Here is a 7,435-nt window from a genome sequence, read left to right on the forward strand (position 1 = left end):
TGCTTATGAAACGACTGATTCTGACCCTTCTGTCGACCGCCGCGGCGGTCACGCTCGCTGCACAGCCCGACTCGCTCGACTACCGCGGCGACTACTACTTCTCGAAACGCAGTCAGCAGGAGTCCCTCCCCGTGCGGCCGCACCACACGGTGATGCTCGGCAACAGCCTCACCGAGCGGGGCGCCTGGGCCGAATACTTCCCCGAAGCGCACGTGATTAACCGCGGCATAGGCGGGGACTGCGTTGCCGGCATGGCCGCGCGGCTGGACAGCATCGTGGCGGGACGGCCGCGGGCGATATTCCTCATGGCGGGCGTCAACGACCTGATATTCTCGACCATCGCGCCCGAGGCGCTGCTCCGGCAGTATGAACGTCTGCTGGACCGCATCGCCGCCGAATCGCCTGCGACGCAGGTCTTTATCCAAAGTCCGCTGCCCCTCGACGAGGCGCGCAACGAACCATATTTCACGGGTAAGAACGCCCGCATCGAGGCTTTCGACCGCCTGCTGCGGCGGATGGCCGCCCGGCGCGGACTGAAATTCATCGACATCCGCAGCCGCATGCTCCGCGACGGAAAACTCCCCGCGGAGTATACCGTGGACGGCATCCACCTCACACCGGCGGGCTACGCCGTCTGGGTCGAGGCACTGCGCCCTTACGTCACGCCGGCCGGGGCGCGTATCGGCACGGTGACCTGCGCGGGCCGAGGTCTGGCGGGGGTTGTGGTGAGCGACGGCGACAACTGCGCCGCCACCGACTCGGCGGGCCGCTTCGTGCTTCCGGCGAACGACCGGGCGCGCTTCGTCTTCGTCTCGACCCCCGCGGGCTATGCGTCGCCCTCGGAGGAGGGGGTCGTGCGCCATTACCTTCCGGCGAAGTCCGACGGCAGTTCCCACGACTTCCGTCTCCGGCGCAAACCATCCGGCGAAACCCGCCACGGCTTCGTCGTCGTCGCCGATCCGCAGCTCTTCGCCCGCAAGGAGTTCCGCCTGCTGGAGCGTGCGGCGGAGGACATCCGCCAAACCGCTGCCGCCGCCGAGCGCTCCGGACGCCCGATGCACGGCATCTGCGCGGGCGACATCACCTCGGGCGACCACACGTTCTACACCTCCTACAACGAGGTTATGTCGGCGACGGGAATCGAGTTCCGCAACGCGATGGGCAACCACGACATGAAGCTCTGGGGCCGCTCGCACGAAACGTCGGCCGCGGCGTTCGAAGCAATGTACGGCCCCGCGTACTACTCCTACAACGTGGGTGAGGTACACTACGCGGTGCTGAACGACAACTACTACATCGGCCGCGACTGGTACTACATCGGCTATCTCGAGGAGCGGCAGCTGGCGTGGCTCGAACGGGACCTGTCGTTCGTTCCCGCGGGAACGACGGTGGTCGTGGCGCTCCATATCCCGACCGCGTTCGCCGGAAAGGACGAAAAACTCTTCGACTATCCGCAGGCCGAGCGGTCGCTCTGCAACCACCGGGCCCTGCACCGGCTGCTGGAGCCCTATGACGCGCACATCGTCTCGGGTCACATGCACACGACGACGAACTGCCCCGTCCGCGAGGGGCTCTACGAACACAACGTCGCGGCCCTGAGCGGGGCGTGGTGGCAGGGCGCGATCTGCACCGACGGCACGCCGGCCGGCTACGCCGTCTTCGAGGTCGACGGCGGCGAGGTGTCGTGGTACTACAAATCCGTCGGGCATCCGCGCTCCTTCCAGCTGAAAATCTACGATTCCAAGGACGACGAAGCCTTCGCCGGACGCATCGTGGCCAACGTCTGGAACTGCGACCCCGCCTGGACGGTCGAAATGCGCGCCGACGGCGGCCGCCCCGTGCGGATGGAACGCACCACGGCGGTCGATCCCCAGGCACGGAGGCTCTACGCCGATGCGTCGAAGCTCGACCACAAATGGATCACGGTCACCCCCTCGGACCACTACTACGCGGCGCCGCTGCCCGCCGGAACGCGGCGCGTCGAGGTCACGGCCCGCGACCGCTTCGGAAACACGTACCGCGCTGAAAAAAGAATAAACCGATGAAAAAACTGATTTTCGCCCTGCTGCTCTTCGCCTGCGGGGCCGCTTCGGGCCGCGGCAGGGGCCCGGTGTTCACCCCCGCCGACTCGCCCGAAATCCGCTTCACGGGCCGCGCCGCAAAGGGCCCCGGCGGAGCGTTGTCGTTCGACTGGAGCGGCAGCCAATTCACGTTCCGATTCGAGGGCACGCGCTGCGCCATGCGGGCCGCGGACACGGGCCGCAACTACTACAACGTTTTCGTCGACGGCCGTCACACCGGCGTCGCCGCCACTTCCGGGGCCGATACGACCGTCGTGCTGGCCGAGGGGCTCGAACGCGGCCCGCATACCATACTGGTGCAGAAACGCACCGAGGGCGAGCAGGGCCGCACGACGCTCCGCGGCGTCGAAACCGACGGGGCGCTGCTCCCGCTCCCCGCACCCCGCACACGCCACATCGAATTCATCGGCGACTCGCACACCTGCGGCTACGGCACCGAGGGCAAATCGGTCGAGGAGCCCTTTACGCCCGAGACCGAGAACTGCGATCTGGCGTGGGGATGCGTCATCGCCCGCTATTTCGACGCCGAATACACCCTCATCGCCCACTCGGGACAGGGCATCGTCCGCAACTGGGGCGACGAAAAGGAGGTCTCCGACTGCACCATGCGCGAACGCATGCTGCGCACCTTCGACATGGACCCGGCGTCGCGCTGGGATTTCCGCGGCTGCACGCCCGACATCGTCGTCATCAAGCTCGGCTCGAACGACTTCAGCACCGGTGTGACCCCTTCGGAGCAGGCCTTCAACGCCTCCTACGCGCAGGCGCTGGATCAGCTGCGCGCGGCCTACGGCGAGGTTCCCGTGCTGTGCGTAGCCCCGAGCGACAACACAGTGATCCTGCGCTATCTGGAGAATTTCCTCCGCGAGCGGCAGGACGCGCATCTCCACCTCACGGCCATGCTTCCCGGCATCACCGACTGGGATCGCGACATGGGCGCCAACTACCACCCCAACCACCGGGGACACCGCAAGATGGCCATGGCCGTCATTCCCTACATCGCCACGATCACGGGGTGGGAAATGCCCGACCGGAATGTCGAATAATTAGCCGCAAATAATTATCTTTGGTGTCGTAACGGCACTTTTATCGGTCGGAGGGTTTTGCCGAACCGCCGGGAATCCGGTTTTGCACCCTTCCGCCTTTTTCGTATCTTTGTATAAAATAAGCCGAAACCGGAGGGGGAGGGCCGCCGCAGGGTCGTTTTCAACCGCTCCCGCCTCCGTCCGTAATGTCCGTGCCTAACTACTAAACGCAAAAACGCATGAAACCCGAAACCGTCCGGCGCCGCTCGCCGCTATCCTGGGTTCCGACCGTCTACTTCGCCATGGGACTGCCGTTCATCCTCGTGAACATGGTCTCCACGCTGATGTTCCGCGGTCTGGGCATCGACGATGCGCGCATCGCGCTGTGGACCTCGCTCATCATCCTGCCGTGGTCGCTCAAACCGATCTGGAGCCCCCTGATGGAGATGTTCCGCACCAAGAAATTCTGGGTCGTGTCGACCCAGCTCATCTCCGGGCTGGGGCTGGCGCTGACGGCGCTGACGCTGCCCCTGCCCGACTTCTTTCCCTACGCCGTGGCGCTGATGGGCGTCATCGCCTTCAGCGGCGCCACGCACGACATCGCCACCGACGGAGTGTATATCACCGAACTCTCGAAGGACCAGCAGGCGCGGTTCATCGGCTGGCAGGGGGCGTTCTACAACATCGCCAAGGTGTTCGCCATGGGCGGGTTGGTCTATCTGGCCGGAGCGCTCAAGGAGCGGGTCGGGATCGTCGAGGCGTGGATGATCGTCATGGCGCTCTGCGGCGCGCTGCTCTTCCTGCTGGGAATCTACCACCTGCGGATGCTGCCTTCGGGCGGCGAAGCCACGGCCCATGCGGGGAGCGTCGGCGAGGCGCTGCGCGAGACGGGCGCCATCTTCCGCGGATTCTTCCGGAAAAGGTACATCGGCATCTACATCGCCTTCATCGTCTTCTACCGCTTCGCCGAGGGGCTGGTCATCAAGATCGTTCCGCTGTTTCTCAACGCCCCGCTCGACAATCAGGGTCTCGGCCTGACCGAACAGCAGATCGGCCTCTACTACGGCACGTTCGGCGTGATCGCATTCGTCGTGGGTTCGATCCTGGGCGGCTACTTCATCGCGTGGCTCAAACTGCGGCGGGCGCTGTTTCCGCTCATCACGATCTTCAACATCCCGTTCGTGGTCTACGCCCTGCTGGCCTGGTTCCAGCCCGCATCGCCCCTGCTGATCTGCGGCGGCATCGTCTTCGAATATTTCAGCTACGGATTCGGGTTCGTGGGCCTCACGCTCTTCATCATGCAGCAGGTGGCGCCCGGACCGCACAAAATGGCCCACTACGCCTTCGGTTCGTCGCTGGCCAATCTGGGCGTGATGCTGCTGGGCATGGCGAGCGGCTGGCTCTGCGACCAGGTCGGCTACCACCGCTTCTTCCTCTGGGCCCTCATGGCCACCATCCCCATATTCCTCATCGCCTGGCGCATCCCCTTCGCCCATCCGGACACGGAGGAGGGAGCGGCCCAGGCCGTGGAAAAGGAACTGACCGACGAATAAATCACCGATAAACACCGTTAGACATGCTGAAAAATCTTATCATCACCCTCGCCGCCGCTCTCACCGCCGCGACGGCCGCCGCACAGGCCCCGGCCGACTGGGCCAACTTCGGACGTTTCGAAAAGGAGAACGCCGCGCTGGCGGAGCATCCGAAAGTCGTTCTGATGGGCAACTCGATCACCGAAGGGTGGATCGCCAAGCGTCCCGACTTCTTCGCCGAAAACGGCTACGCGAGCCGCGCGATCAGCGGACAGACCACTTCGCAGATGCTCGTGCGCTTCCGCGCCGACGTCGTGGAACTGCATCCGCAGGTCGCGGTGATCTGCGGCGGCACGAACGACCTGGCGCAAAACACGGGCTACATCTCGCTCGAGCACATTCTGGACAACATCCAGTCGATGGCCGAGCTGGCGCGCGCCAACGGCATCCGGCCCGTCCTCTGCTCGGTGCTCCCGGCCGGTGACTTCCCCTGGCGTCCGGGTTTGGAACCGGCGCAGAAGATCGTCCGGCTCAATGCGATGATCCGCGCCTACGCCGAACGGGAGGGCATCCCCTATGTGGATTACCATACGCCGATGGCGGCCGCGGACGGTTCGATGATCGCCGAATACACCTACGACGGCGTGCATCCCACCGAAGCGGGGTATCGGGTGATGGAGCGGATTCTGCCGCCCGTCGTCGAACGGGCGCTCTCCGACAAGTGACAGAACGGGGCTTCGGCCCCGTTTTTTTGGTCAGGTGCGCCAGAAGATTTTGCTCCGCGTGAAGGCCGCCGTGAAGAGCATCATCAACAGGGTGACGATCACCCCGCGCCCGACTCCCATCACGCAGCCGCACTGACCCCACAGCCACGGGAGCGCCACGGCCCGGTCCGCGAAGACGAGCAGCGGCACGACGACGTAACCCGCCGCCGTGTAAGCGATCATGGGGTTCTGCCCGCAAAGGACGAGCAGACCGCCCCGCGAACGGCCCTTTCGGAGCAGGACCGACGTGACCAGCAGCACGTGCGAAGCCATTCCGGCCGTGATGAAAAAGTAGCTCACCGTGGCGGGATCTTTCTTCACGCCCTCTTCGAGCGATTCGAACGCAAGACCCAGCAGGAGCCAGAAAAATCCGGTCGTGAACAGTCGATAAAGCAGGGATTCGGTCCCGGTGCGGGGCTTGCGCAGCAACATCCACGCCGCCGCGCCCAGCGCGAGCGTCAGCACCAGATTGAGCGTCAGCGTACGGGTGAAAAGCCCCCACATATTGACCGCAAGGAGCAGCGCTGTGAGCCCTGCGGCGGCGATCTGTCCGGAAAGCGCCGGACGCTCCTCCTGCTGCCCGCGCGCCAGCCAGCGGGCGAACAGATCGCCGGCCACGCTTCCCGGCAACACGATGCAGAGGTATTGCAGAAACTCCGTGCGGAAGAGCCACGGCACAGGCGAGAAGTTCCACACCGCCTCGTTCCACGACCCCGGAACCGCCGCGCCCAGCTTCAGGGCGGCAATCAGGGCGACGATGCCCATCCGCAGCCAGAGGTTGCGGCGCGTCAGCCACCAGATCAGCGAACCCGCGACGACCACGTCGGCGAGAATCAGGATGATGATGTCCGACCGCACGACGCTCACCCCGACGCCCAGCCACCGGTACACGCCCATAAGGACCGCGAGGACCGCAATGCCGCCGGCGTTGAGCCACCCGTTCTGCCGCGGGATGAAGCCGGGAATCCGCACGAACATCGCGAAAAAGGCGCCCCAGACCGTCATCGTCACAAGGGCGCTCACGACGGGACGCTGCAACACGGCGTCGAGCGTCCACAGCCCCGTGTTGCCGAGCGCAACGGCGAAAAAGGCGAGCAGCAGGCCCCGTTTGAGGATCGAGACGACGATCCGCCGGGGCGGGTCGCCGCGGTCCAGCCTGCGGCCCAGCGAGAGCGGAAAGGCCGCGCCCATCGAAAAGAGGAAAAAGGGGAAGACGAGGTCCACCCACGTAATTCCCGCCACCGACGCATCGAAGACGAACGACGGCGGCGGCAGCTGCGCGTGGAACAGCCACGCCGGCAGGTCGGGATTCCAGGCGATGTAACCCGAGAGGACCATCCCCACGATGGCAAGTCCCCGCAGGATGTCCACGGCATAGGCACGATTATTCATTCAGGCAGTTTCAGTTTAATAATTTTAACTCCAAACGCCTGTAAAAATAAGAAAAATCAACACCAACACCCACAAAAGCAAAAACTTTTACACTGTTAGTCCCCCAAATAAGGGCATATCTGAAAATTACACACTATTTTCATTGCATGGAATTCCCGGCTAAGAGGGTTTATGTGTGTTTTCCGGCGAGCAAGTGCGGCCTGCACCAGGTTGTTTCCCGGGATGGATTGTCCGGCTGAAAGCCGGATATGGGAGTTCCGGCGAGCATGTTTTATGCATCGGAAAGAACGGGGCAAATGGATTGTACGAATGGTACTACCTCCTGCACCAGTTTGTCGTCGAAAGAGGGTACGCCGAGAGGTCAAGTCTTTCCGTTTTTCTTCGGGATATGCACTCTTCTCGATGGCTGGGGAGAGTAGCTTTCGTCTTTCAACGAAAGAATCAGTTTCTCAATGCGGGGAAGGCTTATACGGTCGATGGTTTCTCCATCTGCACCTTGTGTCATATTACCCGGCTTGGCATATATTCGCTGATAAGCCAGATAATACATTTCCTCATTGAAAAGAATACGATAAAGCCTCTCAAACCTGTATTCCGTGGTTTGACTATGCTTTGTCAGACTGTTTAATACTCTTGCGGGA

5 protein-coding genes and 1 pseudogene are annotated in these 7,435 nt (G+C 63.3%); 4 read left to right on the top strand and 2 right to left on the bottom strand.

Annotated elements, in window-relative coordinates:
- The first annotated feature begins 5 nt into the window (after window positions 1-5).
- The 4 genes from BHV64_RS06845 (at window position 6) to BHV64_RS06860 (ending at window position 5,363) form a co-directional block, all read left to right on the top strand.
- Window positions 6-2,045 carry a calcineurin-like phosphoesterase C-terminal domain-containing protein gene (locus BHV64_RS06845; protein ID WP_217727757.1) on the top strand — a complete coding sequence of 680 codons (2,040 nt, stop codon included), beginning with the start codon at window positions 6-8 and terminating at the stop codon, window positions 2,043-2,045.
- On the top strand, window positions 2,042-3,127 hold the full coding sequence (locus tag BHV64_RS06850) for an SGNH/GDSL hydrolase family protein (protein ID WP_168949224.1): 1,086 nt from the start codon (window positions 2,042-2,044) through the stop codon (window positions 3,125-3,127). Before BHV64_RS06845 ends, BHV64_RS06850 begins: the two co-directional genes overlap by 4 nt.
- Before the next feature lie 218 nt (window positions 3,128-3,345).
- Window positions 3,346-4,659 (top strand): MFS transporter, encoded by a 1,314-nt coding sequence (locus tag BHV64_RS06855; protein ID WP_288115677.1) that lies wholly within the window; start codon window positions 3,346-3,348, stop codon window positions 4,657-4,659.
- 23 nt (window positions 4,660-4,682) lie between these two features.
- Window positions 4,683-5,363, top strand: coding sequence for an SGNH/GDSL hydrolase family protein (locus BHV64_RS06860; RefSeq protein ID WP_015547673.1), 681 nt, complete (start codon window positions 4,683-4,685; stop codon window positions 5,361-5,363).
- A 30-nt stretch (window positions 5,364-5,393) separates the two neighbouring features.
- On the opposite strand, the gene BHV64_RS06865 is transcribed toward BHV64_RS06860, so the two are convergent.
- Together BHV64_RS06865 and BHV64_RS06870 are read right to left on the bottom strand one after the other, a co-directional pair.
- Window positions 5,394-6,794 carry a DUF5009 domain-containing protein gene (locus BHV64_RS06865; protein ID WP_195579745.1) on the bottom strand — a complete coding sequence of 467 codons (1,401 nt, stop codon included), beginning with the start codon at window positions 6,792-6,794 and terminating at the stop codon, window positions 5,394-5,396.
- A 364-nt stretch (window positions 6,795-7,158) separates the two neighbouring features.
- Window positions 7,159-7,435: pseudogene (locus BHV64_RS06870) on the bottom strand (reverse transcriptase/maturase family protein); the annotation flags it as partial.

Origin of the sequence: Alistipes sp. 56_sp_Nov_56_25, from assembly GCF_001915285.1 — a bacterium.
In the GTDB taxonomy this organism is placed as follows: domain Bacteria; phylum Bacteroidota; class Bacteroidia; order Bacteroidales; family Rikenellaceae; genus Alistipes; species Alistipes shahii.